We start from the raw sequence: 16,243 nt of genomic DNA on the forward strand, positions 1-16,243 counted from the left end.
ACCGCTACTTCCCCACCGCCATCTCCGCCGCCAGCGCCGCCTGCTCCTGCGGCCAGTCCGTCAGCGGGATGGAGTAGTCACCCGTGAAGCAGGCGTCGCAGAATTGCGGGTTGGCGTTGTCGCGGCGGGCATGGCCCAGCGCGCGGTACAGGCCGTCCAGCGAGATGAAGGCCAGGCTGTCCACGCCGATCAGCTTCGCCATCTCCTGCACGTCGTGCTGCGCGGCCAGCAGTTGCCGGCGAGAGGGCGTGTCGATGCCGTAGAAGCAGGAATGAGTGGTGGGCGGCGAGGAGATGCGCATGTGCACCTCGGCGGCACCCGCCTGGCGCACCATCTCCACGATCTTCTTGCTGGTGGTGCCGCGCACGATGCTGTCATCGACCAGGATGACGCGCTTGCCCTCGATCATCGCGCGGTTGGCCGAATGCTTCAGCTTCACGCCCAGGTGGCGGATCTGGTCGGTCGGCTCGATGAAGGTGCGCCCCACATAGTGGTTGCGGATGATGCCGAGCTCGAACGGGATCTTGGCCTCGGCCGCATAGCCCATGGCGGCGGGCACGCCGCTGTCGGGCACAGGCACGACCACATCGGCATCCACATTGCTCTCGCGCGCCAGCTCCGCGCCGATGCGCTTGCGCGTCTCATAGACGCCGATGCCCTCCATGATGGAGTCGGGGCGGGCGAAGTAGATGTATTCGAAGATGCAGAAGCGCTCGCGCTGGCGCTCGAAGGGACGGACGCTGGTCACGCCGTCGTCGTTGATCACGACCAGCTCGCCCGGCTCGATGTCGCGCACGAACTCGGCGCCCACGATGTCCAGGGCGCAGGTCTCGCTGGCCAGGATCCAGCCGTCGCCGCCGGCGGCGTTCTCCAGCTTGCCCAGCACCAGCGGGCGCACGCCCAGCGGGTCACGCGCGCCCATCAGCGCGCCGTTGTGCAGGGCGACGACCGAATAGGCACCTTCCACCTGCTTCAGCGCGTCGATCAGCCGGTCCTGCACATTGGCATACAGGCTGATGGCGATGAGGTGGATGAACACCTCCGAGTCGGTGGAGGACTGGAACAGACAGCCCCGCTTCACCAGCGCGCGCCGCAGCATCATCGCGTTGGTCAGGTTGCCGTTGTGGCCCACGGCGAAGCCGCCGAACTCGAAATCCGCATACAGCGGCTGCACGTTGCGCAGCGCCGTCTCGCCGGTGGTGGCGTAGCGGTTGTGGCCCACGGCGGCGCGGCCCGGCAGGCCCGCCATCACCTTGGCATCACCGAAGATGTCGCCCACCAGCCCAAGGCCGCGGTGGATATGGAAGCTGGCCCCGGCGGAGAGCGAGACGATGCCCGACGCCTCCTGGCCTCGATGCTGGAGCGCGTGCAGGCCGAGGGCGGTCAGCGCCGCCGCGTCCTGATGGTTCCAGATGCCGATGACGCCGCATTCCTCATGGAATTTGTCGTCTTCGAAGGGGTTGGTCGTCAGCGGCATGGATACCTCATCCTCGTGGCGTCCCGGCAGGCGCCTCAAATGGGGGCAGGTGCGGTGCCTGTGACAGCACCGTGAATGCGGCCCCTATGTGCGGCTGCCGACGCGCGGACGCAACAAGTCTTCCTGCGTTGGCTCACGGCGTTCTGGCGGGGTTGCTATGCGCGGGCGGTATTCCGGGGGCAGCAGTTCGGCCACCGCCTCGGCGCCCTGCACCACCCAGGGCAGGCCGCGGGCCTCACGCACCGCATCGGGCCAGCGGTCGGTGGAGGGCAGGAACAGCCCCGCGATGATATAGGCGAGTACGATCAGGAAGGCGCCGCGCACCAGCCCGAACACGAAGCCGAGGGAGCGGTCGACACCGCCGAGCGCGCTGTCCTCCACCCGGTTGGCCAGGGTGTTCACCACGAAGGTCAGCAGGATGAGCACCACGAGGAAGCCCGCGCCCACCGCCAGGCCGTCGGCCAGCCAGGGCGGATCGATGTAGTGTTCGAACAGCGGCTTGATCTGGGGGCGCAGCGCGAAACCCGCGACGATGGCGCCCACCCAGGCGGCGATGCCCAGCGTTTCCCGCACGAAGCCGCGCCAGAACGACATGACGCCTGACAGCACCAATACGCCGAGAGCAACGCCATCAACCCAGTTCATCCACATCCTCTCGGCTATCACGCAGATGCGGTATAGCGGCGCGGAGGGGATGCGGCCAGGGCGCGTAATCTGTGGGAATATTCACCTTGGGTTGCACGCCATCTTCACGCCATGCTACGGCGTGTTGCATGATGAAGAAGCTCGGCCCCAAAACGACCGACGTGAGCGCGTCCAGGATGGCGATTTCCAACAAGGGAAAGCCACTTCCATCCGCTGCTCGTCAGGTGCGTAACGCCGCCGCCGCCTTCGCGGTTGCCACCCTGCTCGCGGCCCCCGTGGTGCTGGTTCCCAGCACCGCTGATGCCCGGAGCGAGCGCACCGCCGCCCGTTCCCATCGCAACGAGGCCCGGCCGGCCCGCACCCCGCAGGCCAGCCGCACTACCACCCATCGCCCCACCGCCCAGCGCGCCACCACCAACCGCCACACCGCCAACCGCCGCCGCGTCCGTTCCAGCCGCCATGCCTCCGCCGATGCGCCGCGCATGCCGGACCGCCCGCGTGAGCTTCTGCCGGTGGCCATGGGCAGCACCCTCAATTCCAGCACCTTCATGCAGGGCGGCCCCCGCGCCGCCTGCCTGGACGGCACCCGCCGCGCCGAGCAGATCCACGGCCTGCCGCGCGGCCTGCTGACCGCCATCGCCCTGTCCGAGAGCGGGCTGCACGCCTATGCCATGAACATCGGCGGCCGCACCGTGATCCCCGAGGACGGCGAGGCCGCCGCCCGGCTGCTGCGCGCCGCTTCCAGCCGCCGCACCGTCATGGCCGGCTGCCTGCAGATCAACGCCCGCGTGCATGCCCGCGGCGAGACCTGGCCGCTGGACGCCCGCATCTCCACCGACTGGGCCGGCGGCGTGCTGGCCCGCTGGGGCCATGAGCTGGGCTGGGACGAGGCGCTGCGCCGCTGGCATGGCGCCAGCACCCGCAACCATGCCCGCCTGGTGTGCCGCGTGCGCGCCAAGCTGGACGTGGTGAACCCGGACAGCACCCTGTTCCAGGAATACGACTGCAACCCGGGCCGCGAGGCACGGACCCGCGCCAATGGCGAGGCGCATTTCGCGGCCGCCGAACAGCAGCTGTAAGGCCCCGGCCTACCGCAAACAAAAAAGCCGGAGAGGGACACCCGTCCCTCTCCGGCTTTTTCTTTGCCCAGGGCCCGGCAGGGGCTGAGCCCCTGCACGCCCGCACCGCGTTACTGGCGCTGCTGGGCCGCCGCGAAGGCGAAGTTGTCGTAGCTGTTCTCGGCCACGCGGAACCACTGGAACAGGTCGCTGCGGTACGGCAGGTACTTGTCCATGATGGCCTTGAAGCGCGGGTTGCGGCCCGACAGCTCCGCGATCATCTCCTCATTGGCGCGCCAGGCGGCCTGCAGCACTTCACGCGGCCAGAAGCGCAGCTGCGCGCCGGCACCCACCAGGCGGCGCAGCGCCAGCGGGTTGAAGTGGTCGTAGCGGCTGATCATCTCGCTGTCGGCCTCAAGGCAGGCCATCTCCAGCGCGTGCTTGTACAGGTCCGGCAGGGCCGCGAAGGCGCGCTGGTTGATGATCAGGTGCAGGTTCGCACCCGGCTCCCAGAAGCCCGGCGCGTAGTAGTTGCGGGCGACGCGCACATAGTTGCCGCGCTCATCGTCATGCGGGCCGGTGAACTCGGCCGCGTCGATCACGCCGCGCTCCAGGCTCGGGTAGATGTCGGACGGCGCGGTCAGCACCGGGGCGGCGCCCAGGCGCGTGAACAGCTGCCCGGCCAACCCCGTGATGCGGAACTTCAGGCCCTGCAGGTCCTGCAGGCTGCGCACCTCGTTGCGGAACCAGCCGCCCATCTGGGCGCCCGTGTTGCCGGCGGAGAAGCCGACGGCGTTGTATTCCTTCAGCAGGTCGGCCAGCAGCTCATTGCCGCCGCCATGGCGGAACCAGGCCACCTGCTGGCGGGCCGTCAGGCCGAAGGCGAGCGCCGTGAAGGGCGCGAAGGACACGTCCTTGCCCACGAAATAATAGGTGGCGGTGTGGCCGCACTCGATGGTGCCGGCCTGCACGGCGTCCAGCACCTGCAGGCCGCCCACGATCTCACCGGCCTGGAAGGGCTGGATGCGGAACTTGCCGTCGGTCAGCTGGGCGACGCGGTTGCCGATACGCTCTGCGGTGTGGAACAGAATGTCGAACACGCGCGGGAAGGAGGACTGGAGGCGCCACCGCACCTCAGGCAGGCTCTGGGCCAGGGCGGGGGTGGCAAGCGCGGCAGGAGCCGCGGCTGCAGCGGCGCCCAGGATGTGGCGGCGTTCCATATTCTATCCGATCCTTGCAATTATCGAAAAGGCTCGGGCGTGTAGCGCGATATTTCTAACAATAAAAGGTGAGCATTACTTACCAGAACAGCGCGCCCCTCCAGGCCAGCCGCAGCTCGTCATCCCACATCCACAAGGGGCTCCAGGCCAGAACAAGCCCCAAAATCAACAGCATAAGCGTGAGGAAGCGTTCCCACGGCCGCAGCACGCGCGATGCCAGCCACCCCAGTGAGAAGGCGAAGCCCGCCGCGGCGGCCCATAGCGGATCAGCTATGTGCCACCGCCATGTGGCCATGGCACCGGCGATGGGCGCCACCAGCAGCGCCATCAGCGCGAAGGCCGGGCGCGCCCGTTCCGCCGCCGTGCCGATCACCAGCATCAGCGGCAGCGCGGACAGGGGCACGGCAGCCAGCATCCAGGCCATCAGCAGGCCCAGCGGCAGCAGGAACTGCCCGCCATGTTCCGCCAGCCAGAGCGACTGCGCGGCGGCATCCGCGCCGTGCATGGCGGCCGACCAGCGCAGGAAGGCGAATTTCGGCGGCTCACCCAGCGTCGCCGCCGCCACCAGGATGCCGCCAAGCGCCACGACAGTGGGAAACAGCGTCAACAGATAGAGTGCGACGGCGGAGGCGCCGTCCCGCACGTCCCGCAGGGCCAGCGGCAGCAGCACCAGCATGGGCGCCAGGATATAGATGGCGGTCGGCGTGGTCATGATCATGCCGGCCAGCGCCAGGCCCAGCGCGATCAGCGACTGGCTGTCACCCACCGAGGAAGCGCGGTCGAAGGCCATGCCTACCAGCGCCATCATGATGGCCGCCAGCAGCAGGGTGGAACCGGAGGTGACGAGAATGAGCATCACCGGGTTCAGCGCGACGGCCATCACCACCAACGTGCCGCCCATCACCGGCCAGCCGCGCCCCATCAGGCGCCAGTGCAGCGCCCCCATCAGGCAGGCGCCGGTGGCGACGGTCACAAGCAGCAGCGTCTGCGGCCCGCTGTCCGGGATGGCGTGCAGCAGCAGCAGCAGCAGCGCGCTGAACCATTGCCCGGCCAGGGCGGCCGGGTCATCGGCGAAGGCCCAGTTCTCGGCCAGCCGGCCCGACAGATCGGTGCTCTGCAGCACCCGGTCGGCGGCCAGCGCATAGAGAATGAAGCAGCACGCGATGACCAGCAGCGTCGCCAGCATCGGCCGGCGCGCCACGAAGGCCGCGCGCCGCTCCTCCGCCGCGACGCGCCCGTTCACGGCGAGCCCTGCTGGGCGATGCCGGATTGGGCGATGCCCGCCAGCTGGGTCTGCGTGATCTTGCTGGTGCCGTGCTGGGTCTTCTCCCAGAAATGCGGCTTCACGATCAGCTGCCACAGCGCCTTGTAGGCGGCGATGGAGTGCATGACCCAATAGACCGGCGCGATCAGCGCCCAGGGCATCAGGCTGAACCAGCCGCGCTTCGCCGCCGCCACCATGGTCATGTAGACATACATCGCGTTGCCCACGACCAGGTTCAGGATGGCGAAGTAGATGATCGGCGCCGGGAACAGCGGCGACACGATGTCGGAGCCGAACACCAGCCCCACCAGCGTGGTCAGCCACAGCAGCGGGTTCAGCACGGCCGTCAGCACCGGGAAGCCGATGAAGAAGTGGAAGCCCCAGAAGCCCACGCCGCCCAGGCGCCGGTACAGCTGGATCGGCCGGCGCATGTGCACCAGCCAGGTCTGCATGTAGCCCTTGATCCAGCGGCTGCGCTGGTTGATCCAGCTGCGCGGCACGCCGTTCGCTTCCTCGAAGGTGGTGCTGTTCATCACCGCCACCTGATAGCCCTGCTGCGTCAGGCGCACGCCGAGGTCGGCGTCCTCCGTGACGTTGTAGGGGTCCCAGGCGCCGGCCGCGCGCAGCACGGAGGTGCGGAAGTGGTTGGAGGTGCCCCCCAGCGGAATGGGGATCTTGAGCGCGTGCAGCCCCGGCAGCAGGTAGTCGAACCAGTTGGAATATTCGAGCGTGAACATCCGCGTCAGGAAGTTCTCGCGGCGGTTGAAGTAGTTCAGCCGCGCCTGGATGCAGGCCACGTTGTCCGCGCTGCGCTTGAACATCGCGACCGCCTTCTTCAGCTGGTCGGGCTCGGGGATGTCCTCGGCGTCGAACACCACGATGTATTCGCCGCGCGCGAAGCGCAGGGCGTAGTTGCAGGCCTTGGGCTTGGTCTTGGGATAGCTGGTGGGCACGCGGACGATCTCGAAGATGCCCTCGGCCTTCAGCGCCTTGGCGGCCTCGATGGTCTCGACGTCATCGGCCTCCAGCACCAGCTTCACGTCCAGCTTGGCCAGCGGATAGTCCATCCGGCGCATGGAATGCACCAGGATCGGCAGGACCTCCGCCTCCTTGTACATGGGCACCAGCACCGTATAGGTCGGCAGGTCCTCGGCGCGCAGGGCGGCGATTTCCTCGGGCGTCACGCTTTCATCCACGCTGTGGTGGCTGCCCTTCCAGGTCAGCAGGAAGCGGAAGCCGAAGCACAGCAGGTAGAAGACGGTCACCGCCGCCGACAGGCCGATCATGGTGCCGGTCGGCGCCAGGATCAGCCCCAGGATGAACAGCGAGACCGCGGCCCAGGCCCAGATGGCCTGCGGCACCGTCAGCACCTTCTTGGCGGACAGCTCGGGGGTCGCGATATGCAGCGCCTCGCGCGCCTCCTGGTCGGCCAGCTGGTCGAAGCGCTTCTGCAGCGCCCACAGGATGTCGAACTTGGCCGTGACGGCCCAGCCCAGACGGTCATGCGGATAACGGCGGGACGCCCATTCGATCACATCCGGCGCGCCGGGGCGTTGGGCGGCCAGGATCAGCGCACCGTTGCCGGCGCGCTTCCACGGCACCAGGCCCAGCGCCAGGTACTGCTCGCGGTCGCTCGCATCCAGCAGGGAGGCATCGGGCGGTTCCACCGTCAGGTCCGCCAGCGGCAGGCCGGTGCCGGCGGCGGTCGCCAGCGCCCAGTCGCGCGGGCTGACGGCACCATCGGCGACCAGCGCCTCACCGATCGAGGTGCGCCAGTTCGACGCATTGTCGCGCGCGCGGGCCAGCGCATCCTGGTCCAGCCGCCCGCGCAGCATCAGCTGCGCGAGGGTGGCTTCCTCCAGCGGAAGAGCCTGGGACATCTAGGCTTCACCCTTTCTTCCGGCGCATGCGCAGCACGGCCAGCAACACCAGGACGGTCAGCAGCACCCAGCCGGCGATGAACAGCTCAGTCCGCCACTGGGAAAGGAAGGACAGCGCGCCGCGCGTCTCGATCATGCGGGCCTCCTCAACGCTCACCTGCTGGCGGCGCGTGTCGAAGGAGGCAGGAATGCGCGAGCCGTCCAGCACCGCCACATTGCCGGTGGACAGCACGGCAGGGGTGGTCAGGCTGCGCTCGGACCCCGGGGAGAACCACAGGCCCGGGATGCCCCCGGCCTCGGCCACCTGCACCACCGACAGCCCGGCGGCGGGCGAGATCTCGGCACGCGCGCCGTTGCGCTCATCCTGCAGCACCACGCGGCCCAGATCCGGGCGCAGCAGCGCGCGGGCGTTCAGCTCCGACGGCGCGGTGCGGGACAGCAACAGGAAGGGCCGGTCGAGCCGCGCGCCGGCCGAAACCTCGATGGCGTGGGCACGGGCGCCCGCACGGCTCAGGATGGTGGCCATGGCGGGGATGCTCGCCACCGCCTCATGCGCCGGCACATCCACCCGCACCAGCGCCGGCCGGTCGGAGGAGACGTAGAAGCCGTTGAAGTCGGTGGGGCGCGGATAGCCGTCGCCCAGGATCACCTCGCTCGACGGGCTCATGGCGAACAGGAAGCTGCTGTCGCAGGCCGGGCGGAAGCCGATGCGCGCGAAGCGCAGGCGGATCGACATGCGGTGCTGGATGAATTCCTCGGGCAGCGGGATCAGCACCCCGTTCATCATCACCAGTTCGCGGTAGGTCTCGCTCCAGACCACGCGCTGGCCCACCCGCATGGTCACGCTCATGGCGTTGTTGGGCGGCATCACCGGGCCGCGGCCGAACAGGCGGATGGCGGTGGGGCGGCGGCCGGGCGGCAGGTTGTTGAACGGGATCTCGACCTCGAAGGTGCCCTCGCTGAAGATCTGCACTTCGGAGAGCCCGACGCCGAGATCGGCGAAGGTCACGCGATCAGAGGTGGCGGCCAGGGAGGTGGGCGCGCCCACGCCCGCCACGGCGGGAATGACGCGCATGGCGCCGGCGGCCTCGGTCAGCGCACGGGCGGCGGCGGTGTCGGCCACGCGCAGGCGAGCATTGCCGTCGGGCATGGCCTCGACCGAGAGCGGCGCGCTGCCGCGCCCGATCACGATGCGGGCGCTCGCGTCACCGGGGCCCACCATCACGGGCTTGGCGCCACGGCTGATGAGGGAGACGGCGAGGCCGAGCGCGGCCTCGACATCCTGCATGCTGGGGTTGGAAGGCAGGGCGATGGGCACGGTGCCCGTCAGGCGGCGCCACACCACGCCCACGCCTTCCTCGCCGTCGGCATCCACCGTCAGCCGGGTGGCGGGCAGGATATGGCTCCAGACCGCGGGGGTGTCGTTGTCGAAGCACAGCACCTCACGCTGCAGCGCCTGGTCGGCGGCGAAGCGGATGCGCAGGTAGTCATACCGCGCGAGCGCCGGCGGGATGGGAATGTTGTGGGTGCCCGGCCCATCCCGCAGCGGGATGGAGGCCACCGGGAAGTCGTTGGCCAGGACCTGGATCGAGGAAAGCTGGTCCAGCAACGGGCTGGGGTTCACGTCCACCCGCAGCTCCGGCCGCACCGGGTTGGCCGGCATGGGGAAATAGACTTCCTGCGTGGAGCGGGAACCCTGCAGCACCAGGCCGTTGGTGAAGCCCAGATCCTCAAGCGTGTCAGCAGCGGCGGGCACCACCGAAGCGCAGGCCAGGATGGCCCCCGCGATCATCCCCAGGCCGGAATGACGATTCCTCATGCTGACTTCCTCATCCTGCACGGCAAGGCACGCGCCGGCATGCGACGCGATTCCTGCGAGACCATACATCTGGTTTCAACTTTTCGTTATACCAAAACTAACCATTAATCCTATTTTTTAGAAGTCACGTGGCAGCATTATTACCTGAGCGTTATGTACGGGCTTTCCCCCGCCCCTGTGCGGCCCCGCCCCTTTCCTGCTACACCGCGCGCATGAGCCATTCCGATGCCAACTCCGCACCATTGGACCCCAAGCTGCTGGAGATCCTGGTCTGCCCCGTGACCAAGGGCCCGCTGCGCTACGACCGCGCGACGAATGAGCTGGTCAGCGAGCAGGCGGGCCTCGCCTATCCGGTCCGCGACGGCATTCCCATCATGCTGCCCGGCGAGGCGCGCAAGCTCGAAGGCTGATGACCGACGCCCCCACCGCCCTGCGCTATCGCCGCGAGGCGCGGGTCCTGGAGGTGGAGTTCCCCGGCGGGGCGCATTTCGCCCTGCCCGCCGAATACCTGCGCGTCGAAAGCCCCTCGGCCGAGGTGCAGGGCCATGGGCCCGGCCAGAAGACCATCGTGGGCGGCCGCCGCCATGTCGGCATCATCCGCATGGAGCCGGTGGGCCATTACGCCGTGCGCATCGTCTTCGACGACCTGCACGACAGCGGCATCTACACATGGGTGTACCTGAGAGAGCTTGGCGAGCAGCAGGCCGCCCGCTGGGCTGCCTATGAGGACGCGCTGGCCGCGCGGCGGCTCAGCCGCGACCCGCCCGGCCGCCGTTAGCCCTGCGTTCATAACACATAAAGATATCCTTATGGGTGATTGCATGCCGCTGCGCCGCATGCTACCGCCCCCGCACATCCAGCAAACGGAGCCGCCATCATGCCCCTCGCCAGCGAATACATCGTGAAGGACCTCTCCCTTGCCGGCTGGGGCCGCAAGGAAATCGAGATGGCCGAGGACGAAATGCCCGGCCTGATGGCGACCCGCGCCGAATTCGGTGCCAGCCAGCCCCTGAAGGGCGCGCGCATCGCCGGCTGCCTGCACATGACCATCCAGACCGCCGTGCTGATCGAGACGCTGGTGGCGCTCGGCGCCGATGTGCGCTGGTCCTCCTGCAACATCTTCTCCACCCAGGACCACGCGGCCGCCGCCATCGCCGAGGCCGGCGTGCCCGTCTTCGCCATCAAGGGCGAGACGCTGCCGGAATACTGGGACTATGTGCAGAAGACCCTGGAATGGGCCGATGGCGGCGAGCCGAACATGCTGCTGGACGACGGCGGCGACATGACGCTGCTGGTCCATTACGGCCTGCGCGCCGAGAAGGGCGACACCGCCTTCCTGGACGGCGCCACCAATGAGGAAGAGACCGTCTTCTTCGCGCTGATCAAGAAGCTGCTGGTCCAGAAGCCGGGCTGGTTCGCGAAGCTCGCCGCCTCCATCAAGGGCGTGTCCGAGGAGACGACCACGGGCGTGCACCGCCTGTACTCCATGGCCAAGGAAGGCAAGCTGCTGTTCCCGGCCATCAACGTGAACGACAGCGTCACCAAGTCCAAGTTCGACAACCTGTATGGCTGCCGTGAGAGCCTGGTGGACGCCATCCGCCGCGGCACCGACGTCATGATGGCCGGCAAGGTCGCCGTGGTGTGCGGCTATGGCGATGTGGGCAAGGGTTCCGCCGCCTCGCTGCGCAACGCCGGCTGCCGCGTGATGGTGACCGAAGTCGACCCGATCTGCGCGCTGCAGGCCTCGATGGAAGGCTATGACGTGGTGACCATGGACGATGCCGCGCCGAAGGCCGACATCTTCGTCACCGCCACCGGCAACATCGACGTCATCACCGTCGAGCACATGCGCGCGATGAAGAACCGCGCGATCGTGTGCAACATCGGCCACTTCGACAGTGAGATCCAGGTCGCCGGTCTGCGCAACTTCAAGTGGACCAACATCAAGCCGCAGGTGGACGAGATCGAGTTCCCCGCCGGCAACCGCATCATCCTGCTCTCCGAGGGCCGGCTGGTGAACCTGGGCAATGCCATGGGCCACCCCAGCTTCGTGATGTCCGCCTCCTTCACCAACCAGACGCTCGCGCAGCTGGAACTGTGGATGAACCCGGGCAAGTACGAGAACAAGGTCTATGTGCTGCCCAAGCACCTGGACGAGAAGGTGGCCTTCCTGCACCTGGAGAAGGTGGGCGCGAAGCTGACCAAGCTGAGCACCGCCCAGGCCGACTACATCGGCGTGACCACCGCCGGCCCCTTCAAGGCCGAAGCCTACCGTTACTGATCGACGGGCGGGCCCCCATGCGCCACACTGAGGCGCATGGGAATCCTGTTCTTCATCGCGTTGCTGGCCGTGTCGCTCTGCCTGGGCGGCATGGCCTTTTTTTCGTTCTGCGTGGCGCCGCTCACCTTCTCGCGCCTGCCGCCAGAGCACGCCAAGACCTTCATCCGGGCCATTTTCCCGCTCTACTACCTCTACATCATCGGCACCGCGATCGCGGCGGCCATTGCGCTGATGCCCATGTCGGGCATGGCCTCGGCCCTGATGGCGGGGGTGGCCTTCGTCGCCTTCTGGCTGCGCCAGGCGCTGACGCCGCGCATCAATGCGCTGCGTGACCAGTCAGAGGCGGGGGACGCGAATGCCGAGCGCCGCTTCCGCCGGCTGCACAAGGCCTCGGTCATCGCGAACCTCATCCAGATCGGGACAACCATTGCCGTGCTTGGCGGGTTCTGAGAACAGATGACACACGCTTCACCCCCATCCCGTTGACGCCCCACCGCCTATAGTTCATCCGGAAATTCTCACCTTTCCCCCCTGGGAGAATCGCGCAAATGAACCGCCGCCACCTTCTGCTGGCTCCCCTGGCTCTCGCTCTCCCGGGCTGTGAGGCCATTACCGGCTTCATCGGCGGCCCCAGCAGCCAGCCCCCGGCCATCGTCTTCTTCGAGGGCTTCAGCGCCGACATCCCGGACAGCGCCATGGAGAACCTGCGCGGCGCCGCCGCCACCGCCGCGCGCTATCCGACCAGCCGCGTCCTGGTGATGGGCTTCGCCGGCCCCACCGGCGGCCAGGCCTACAACCAGCAGCTCTCTCAGCAGCGCGCCAACGCCGTCGCCGCCAAGCTGCGTGAGCTGGGCGTGGCGCCGGAGCGCATCGCCATCCAGGCGCGCGGCCCCGTCTCCTTCGACCTGGTCGAGCTGGAATCCCGCCGCGTGGAAATCCGCTTCGGCGAATAACTGATGGAGAACCCGGCGGAGGTCTTGCGCCGGGTCTTCGGCCATGAGGGCTTTCGCGGCCTTCAGGCCGGGATCGTCGCGCATGTGATGGAGGGCGGCAGCGGCCTGGTGCTGATGCCGACCGGCGGCGGCAAGTCGCTGTGCTACCAGGTGCCGGCCCTGTGCCTGCCTGGGCTGGCGGTCGTCGTCTCGCCGCTGATCGCGCTGATGGAAGACCAGGTGGCCGCCCTGCGCCAGCAGGGTGTTGCCGCCGCCGCCCTGCATTCCGACCTGGACGAGGAAGAACGCTTCGAGATCCGCCGCGCCATGGCGCGCGGGGAGCTGCGCATCCTCTATGTCTCGCCGGAACGCCTGGTGATGGACGGCACGCTGGACAATCTGGCCCGGCGCGAGGTCAGCCTGTTCGCGATCGATGAGGCGCATTGCGTCAGCCAGTGGGGCCACCATTTCCGCCCCGAATATCGCGGCCTGACGGTGCTGGCCGAACGCTTCCCGCTGGTGCCGCGCCTGGCCCTGACGGCCACGGCCGATGAGCGCACGGTGGACGACATCCGCCGCCAGCTGGTGCTGGCCGATGCGCCGGTGTTTCGCGGCGGCTTCGACCGCCCCAACATCTTCATCACCGCGGAGCCGCGCGAGACCGAGCGCGCCCAGCTGCGCGCCTTCATCAAGCGCGCCTCGGACGGGCGCGGCGCCGGCATCATCTATTGCGGGTCCCGCCGCAAGACCGAGGACACCGCCGCCTGGCTGAAGCAGGACGGGCATGACGCCATGGCCTTCCATGCCGGCATGGAGGCCAGCGCCAAGCGCGAGGCGCATCATCGCTTCGCGCGCGGGGATGCCGTGATCATGTGCGCCACCATCGCCTTCGGCATGGGCATCGACCGGCCGGACGTGCGCTGGGTGGCCCATACCGACCTGCCGAAAAGCCCCGAGAGCTGGTACCAGGAGATCGGCCGCGCCGGCCGCGACGGCCTGCCGGCCCAGGCGCTGCTGCTGTACGGCCCGGGCGACATCGCCCTCGGCCGCCATCGCATCCAGGAATCCCCCGCCAGCGACGAGCAGAAGCGCATCGAGCGCGGGCGGCTGGAAGCCATCGTCAGCATCGCGGAATCCGCCACCTGCCGCCGCCGCGCCCTGCTGCGCTGCTTCGGCGAGGATCTGGAGGAGGATTGCGGCGCCTGCGACGCCTGCGCCACGCCCCCCAAGATGTGGAACGGCACCGTGGCGGCGCAGAAGATGCTCTCGGCCGTGCTGCGCACCGGGCAGCGTTTCGGGCTGGGGCACATCATCGACGTGCTGCGCGGCCGCATGACGGACAAGATCGCCCAGCACGGCCATGACCAGCTGCCCACCTTCGGCGTCGGCAAGGATCTGCCGGACCATACCTGGCGCGGGGTGGCGCGGCAGCTCGTCTCACGCGGGGCGCTGGACGTGGCGGTGGAAAACCACGGGGAACTGCTGCCGACCGACCAGGCGCGGCCCATCCTGAAGGGCGAAACCCAGCTGATGCTGCGCGCCGATACGGTGAGCAAGGCGAGCACGCCGCGCGAAAGCTCGGCACCCGAGCGCGGCGAGGACCCGGTGTTCGACGCGCTGCGCCAGTGGCGGCGGGACGAGGCGCGCAACCAGGGCGTGCCGGCCTATGTCATCTTCCAGGACAAGACCCTGGCCGAGATCGCGTATCGCAAGCCGCGCAGCCTGGATGGGCTGGCGGGCGTGCCCGGGGTGGGGACGAGCAAGCTGGATAAGTATGGCGATGCGGTGCTGGAGGTGCTGCTGGAGGCGGGGGCTTAAGGCGGGGGTTTAACCCCGGCCCCCACCAAGGGGCGCCGCCCCTTGGAACCCCGCCAGGACCGTAGCGGCCCTGGACCCCGGGGAGTTGGCGCCGAACACTTAAAACGTTGATATTTATAATAAAAATTGACGCCTCACCTACGAAGATAGGGCACCAAACCATTATCAGGTCCAGGAGATATTATCTCCTGGCGGGGGTGCCGGGGGCAGCGCCCCTGGCTGGGGGTTCGAGGGCAAAGCCCCTGGCGGCGCCCCACGCAACCGTCACTTGCACTCCCCTGACGCCACACGCTTCACTCCCCTCAGCGCCGCAAAGACGGCGCGAGAGGAGACGTGACATGATCAACCGTCGTGCCCTTCTGGGCGCGGGCGCCATGCTGCCGCTCGCGGCCCAGGCCGCCGCCCCCTTCGCCAACACCCCTGCCCCCGGCTGGTATCGGTTCCGCTGGGGCGATTTCGAGGCCACCGTCGTCTCCGACGGCACGCTGCCGCTGGGCGAGCCCGCCGGCGGCTTCCCCACCTCCCCGCCCGGCGAGGCGCGCCAGCTTCTCGAAAGCGCCTTCCTGCGCCCCGACAACGTGCTGCTGGAGCAGAACTGCCTGGTGCTGAACACCGGCCGGCAGCTGATCCTGTTCGACACCGGCATGGGCGACAGCATGGGCCCCGCCAGCCAGATGTTCGGCCCCACCACCGGCAAGCTGCTGGCCAATCTGCGGGCCGCGGGCATCGACCCGGCCGCGATCGACATGGTGGTGCTGACCCACCCGCATTGCGACCATTGCTGGGCGCTGGTCGACGCCCAGGGCCGCCGCAACTTCCCCAACGCGCAGGTGGCCCTCAGTGAGGTGGATCTGCGCTACTGGACCGATGCCAACAACAAGCGCGGCCCGGAATTCATGGGCGCCTTCATCGACGGCGCGACCAAGAACCTGAACGCCTATCGTGACCGGCTGGTGATGGTGCGCGATGAGCAGGAGGTGGTGCCGGGCGTGACCGCGCTGTTCGCCCCCGGCCACACGCTGGGCCACCATGTCTATGCCATCACCAGCCAGGGCCGCACGATGATCAACTCGGGCGACCTTGCGCATCACCATGTGCTGCTGCTGCGCCGGCCGATGTGGGAATTCGCCTATGACACCGACCCGGCGCTGTCGGCCCGCACGCGCACCCGCATGCTGGACCGCGTGGCGACCGACGGGCACGCCATGATTTCCTACCACTTCCCTTGGCCGGGGCTGGGGCATGTCACGAAGGAAGGCCAGGGCTTCGCCTGGCACCAGGCACCGATGAACGTCACCACCGTGGGGTGACCCAGGGCGTGGGCTATTCCTCCGGCGTCGCCGTGACCTTGCGCAGCAGGCCTACAAGGGCCTGCTGTTCCTCGGGCGTCAGCCCGGACAGCAGGGTGGCGTTGGCGCCGGCGCCGGCGCGGCGTGCCTCGTTCACCACGCGCTCACCTTCGGCGGTGATGGCCAGCACCAGGGTGCGCTTGTCCATCGGGTCCTTGTCGGTGCGGACCAGGCCACGCAGCACCAGCCGGCGCGCCACGCCCTGCACCGTCGCGGGGTCCATCGCCACCAGCCTGCCCAGCCGGTTCTGCGTGGTGGCGCCCAGCTCCGCCAGCTTGCTGAGTGCCGCGAATTGCGGCGCCGTCAGCGCCAGGCCGACGGCACATTCCTGGAACAGAGACTGATGTCGCTGCAGCGCCCGGCGCAGCAGATGCCCCGCCGAGGATTCGAGCGGATACTGCACCCGAACGGGCGGTTGGTTGGCGGCCTGGCCGGACTCGGCCTCCGCCTGAGCCCACAGAGGCGCTTGCGAAGATGCGCTCATCGTCTTCTCAAATGCC

General features: G+C 68.5%; 16 protein-coding genes. 8 read left to right on the forward strand and 8 right to left on the reverse strand.

Translation table 11 applies throughout. From position 1 onward, the window contains the following. Window positions 1-4: 4 nt before the first annotated feature. The 3 genes from purF to EOD42_RS01295 all read right to left on the reverse strand — a co-directional run bounded on the left by purF (window position 5) and on the right by EOD42_RS01295 (window position 2,312). Window positions 5-1,477 (reverse strand): amidophosphoribosyltransferase, encoded by a 1,473-nt coding sequence (gene purF, locus EOD42_RS01285; protein WP_127785243.1) that lies wholly within the window; start codon window positions 1,475-1,477, stop codon window positions 5-7. 84 nt (window positions 1,478-1,561) lie between these two features. Next, window positions 1,562-2,122 carry a CvpA family protein gene (locus EOD42_RS01290; protein WP_127785244.1) on the reverse strand — a complete coding sequence of 187 codons (561 nt, stop codon included), beginning with the start codon at window positions 2,120-2,122 and terminating at the stop codon, window positions 1,562-1,564. Next, a complete protein-coding gene (locus tag EOD42_RS01295) occupies window positions 2,109-2,312 on the reverse strand; it encodes a hypothetical protein (protein ID WP_127785245.1) in 204 nt (67 codons plus the stop codon). Before EOD42_RS01295 ends, EOD42_RS01290 begins: the two co-directional genes overlap by 14 nt. A 34-nt stretch (window positions 2,313-2,346) precedes the next feature. On the opposite strand from EOD42_RS01295, the gene EOD42_RS01300 reads away from it, so the two are divergent. Further along, complete coding sequence (locus tag EOD42_RS01300) at window positions 2,347-3,201, forward strand: hypothetical protein (protein WP_127785246.1); 855 nt, start codon at window positions 2,347-2,349, stop codon at window positions 3,199-3,201. Window positions 3,202-3,311: 110 nt separating this feature from the next. On the opposite strand, the gene EOD42_RS01305 is transcribed toward EOD42_RS01300, so the two are convergent. The 4 genes from EOD42_RS01305 to EOD42_RS01320 all read right to left on the reverse strand — a co-directional run bounded on the left by EOD42_RS01305 (window position 3,312) and on the right by EOD42_RS01320 (window position 9,363). Continuing rightward, a complete protein-coding gene (locus EOD42_RS01305) occupies window positions 3,312-4,400 on the reverse strand; it encodes a TRAP transporter substrate-binding protein (protein ID WP_127785247.1) in 1,089 nt (362 codons plus the stop codon). A gap of 79 nt (window positions 4,401-4,479) precedes the next feature. Further along, window positions 4,480-5,643 (reverse strand): hypothetical protein, encoded by a 1,164-nt coding sequence (locus EOD42_RS01310; protein WP_127785248.1) that lies wholly within the window; start codon window positions 5,641-5,643, stop codon window positions 4,480-4,482. Continuing rightward, entirely contained in the window at window positions 5,640-7,544 is a 1,905-nt protein-coding gene (locus tag EOD42_RS01315) for a glycosyltransferase (RefSeq protein ID WP_127785249.1), read from the reverse strand. Before EOD42_RS01315 ends, EOD42_RS01310 begins: the two co-directional genes overlap by 4 nt. 7 nt (window positions 7,545-7,551) lie before the next feature. Then, entirely contained in the window at window positions 7,552-9,363 is a 1,812-nt protein-coding gene (locus EOD42_RS01320) for a cellulose biosynthesis cyclic di-GMP-binding regulatory protein BcsB (RefSeq protein ID WP_164867729.1), read from the reverse strand. Window positions 9,364-9,575: 212 nt separating this feature from the next. Between EOD42_RS01320 and EOD42_RS01325 the strand changes: the two genes are divergently transcribed. From EOD42_RS01325 to EOD42_RS01355, 7 genes are all read left to right on the forward strand, one after another. Then, on the forward strand, window positions 9,576-9,773 hold the full coding sequence (locus tag EOD42_RS01325; RefSeq protein ID WP_127785251.1) for a Trm112 family protein: 198 nt from the start codon (window positions 9,576-9,578) through the stop codon (window positions 9,771-9,773). Further along, window positions 9,773-10,141 (forward strand): gamma-butyrobetaine hydroxylase-like domain-containing protein, encoded by a 369-nt coding sequence (locus EOD42_RS01330; RefSeq protein WP_127785252.1) that lies wholly within the window; start codon window positions 9,773-9,775, stop codon window positions 10,139-10,141. Before EOD42_RS01325 ends, EOD42_RS01330 begins: the two co-directional genes overlap by 1 nt. Before the next feature lie 99 nt (window positions 10,142-10,240). Then, window positions 10,241-11,644 (forward strand): adenosylhomocysteinase, encoded by a 1,404-nt coding sequence (gene ahcY / locus EOD42_RS01335; protein WP_127785253.1) that lies wholly within the window; start codon window positions 10,241-10,243, stop codon window positions 11,642-11,644. A 36-nt stretch (window positions 11,645-11,680) separates the two neighbouring features. Then, window positions 11,681-12,094 (forward strand): DUF4149 domain-containing protein, encoded by a 414-nt coding sequence (locus EOD42_RS01340; protein ID WP_127785254.1) that lies wholly within the window; start codon window positions 11,681-11,683, stop codon window positions 12,092-12,094. Window positions 12,095-12,192: 98 nt separating this feature from the next. Beyond that, window positions 12,193-12,597, forward strand: a complete 405-nt coding sequence (locus tag EOD42_RS01345) for an OmpA family protein (RefSeq protein ID WP_127785255.1) — start codon at window positions 12,193-12,195, stop codon at window positions 12,595-12,597. Between the two features lie 3 nt (window positions 12,598-12,600). After that, window positions 12,601-14,394 carry a DNA helicase RecQ gene (gene recQ / locus EOD42_RS01350; RefSeq protein WP_127785256.1) on the forward strand — a complete coding sequence of 598 codons (1,794 nt, stop codon included), beginning with the start codon at window positions 12,601-12,603 and terminating at the stop codon, window positions 14,392-14,394. A 338-nt stretch (window positions 14,395-14,732) separates the two neighbouring features. Next, window positions 14,733-15,704 carry an MBL fold metallo-hydrolase gene (locus tag EOD42_RS01355; RefSeq protein ID WP_127785257.1) on the forward strand — a complete coding sequence of 324 codons (972 nt, stop codon included), beginning with the start codon at window positions 14,733-14,735 and terminating at the stop codon, window positions 15,702-15,704. 13 nt (window positions 15,705-15,717) lie between these two features. On the opposite strand, the gene EOD42_RS25750 is transcribed toward EOD42_RS01355, so the two are convergent. Beyond that, on the reverse strand, window positions 15,718-16,227 hold the full coding sequence (locus tag EOD42_RS25750) for a MarR family winged helix-turn-helix transcriptional regulator (protein WP_164867730.1): 510 nt from the start codon (window positions 16,225-16,227) through the stop codon (window positions 15,718-15,720). Window positions 16,228-16,243 lie beyond the last annotated feature (16 nt).

The organism is Rhodovarius crocodyli (assembly GCF_004005855.1).
Lineage (GTDB): Bacteria > Pseudomonadota > Alphaproteobacteria > Acetobacterales > Acetobacteraceae > Rhodovarius > Rhodovarius crocodyli.

Bases quoted from the DNA above. Each gene is read 5' to 3' on its own strand.
- purF (WP_127785243.1), bottom strand. From the start codon at position 1,477: ATGCCGCTGACGACCAACCCCTTCGAAGACGACAAATTCCATGAGGAA.
- EOD42_RS01290 (WP_127785244.1), bottom strand. From the start codon at position 2,122: ATGAACTGGGTTGATGGCGTTGCTCTCGGCGTATTGGTGCTGTCAGGC.
- EOD42_RS01305 (WP_127785247.1), bottom strand. From the start codon at position 4,400: ATGGAACGCCGCCACATCCTGGGCGCCGCTGCAGCCGCGGCTCCTGCC.
- EOD42_RS01315 (WP_127785249.1), bottom strand. From the start codon at position 7,544: ATGTCCCAGGCTCTTCCGCTGGAGGAAGCCACCCTCGCGCAGCTGATG.
- EOD42_RS01320 (WP_164867729.1), bottom strand. From the start codon at position 9,363: ATGAGGAATCGTCATTCCGGCCTGGGGATGATCGCGGGGGCCATCCTG.
- EOD42_RS01325 (WP_127785251.1), top strand. From the start codon at position 9,576: ATGAGCCATTCCGATGCCAACTCCGCACCATTGGACCCCAAGCTGCTG.
- EOD42_RS01330 (WP_127785252.1), top strand. From the start codon at position 9,773: ATGACCGACGCCCCCACCGCCCTGCGCTATCGCCGCGAGGCGCGGGTC.
- ahcY (WP_127785253.1), top strand. From the start codon at position 10,241: ATGCCCCTCGCCAGCGAATACATCGTGAAGGACCTCTCCCTTGCCGGC.
- EOD42_RS01340 (WP_127785254.1), top strand. From the start codon at position 11,681: ATGGGAATCCTGTTCTTCATCGCGTTGCTGGCCGTGTCGCTCTGCCTG.
- EOD42_RS01345 (WP_127785255.1), top strand. From the start codon at position 12,193: ATGAACCGCCGCCACCTTCTGCTGGCTCCCCTGGCTCTCGCTCTCCCG.
- recQ (WP_127785256.1), top strand. From the start codon at position 12,601: ATGGAGAACCCGGCGGAGGTCTTGCGCCGGGTCTTCGGCCATGAGGGC.
- EOD42_RS01355 (WP_127785257.1), top strand. From the start codon at position 14,733: ATGATCAACCGTCGTGCCCTTCTGGGCGCGGGCGCCATGCTGCCGCTC.
- EOD42_RS25750 (WP_164867730.1), bottom strand. From the start codon at position 16,227: ATGAGCGCATCTTCGCAAGCGCCTCTGTGGGCTCAGGCGGAGGCCGAG.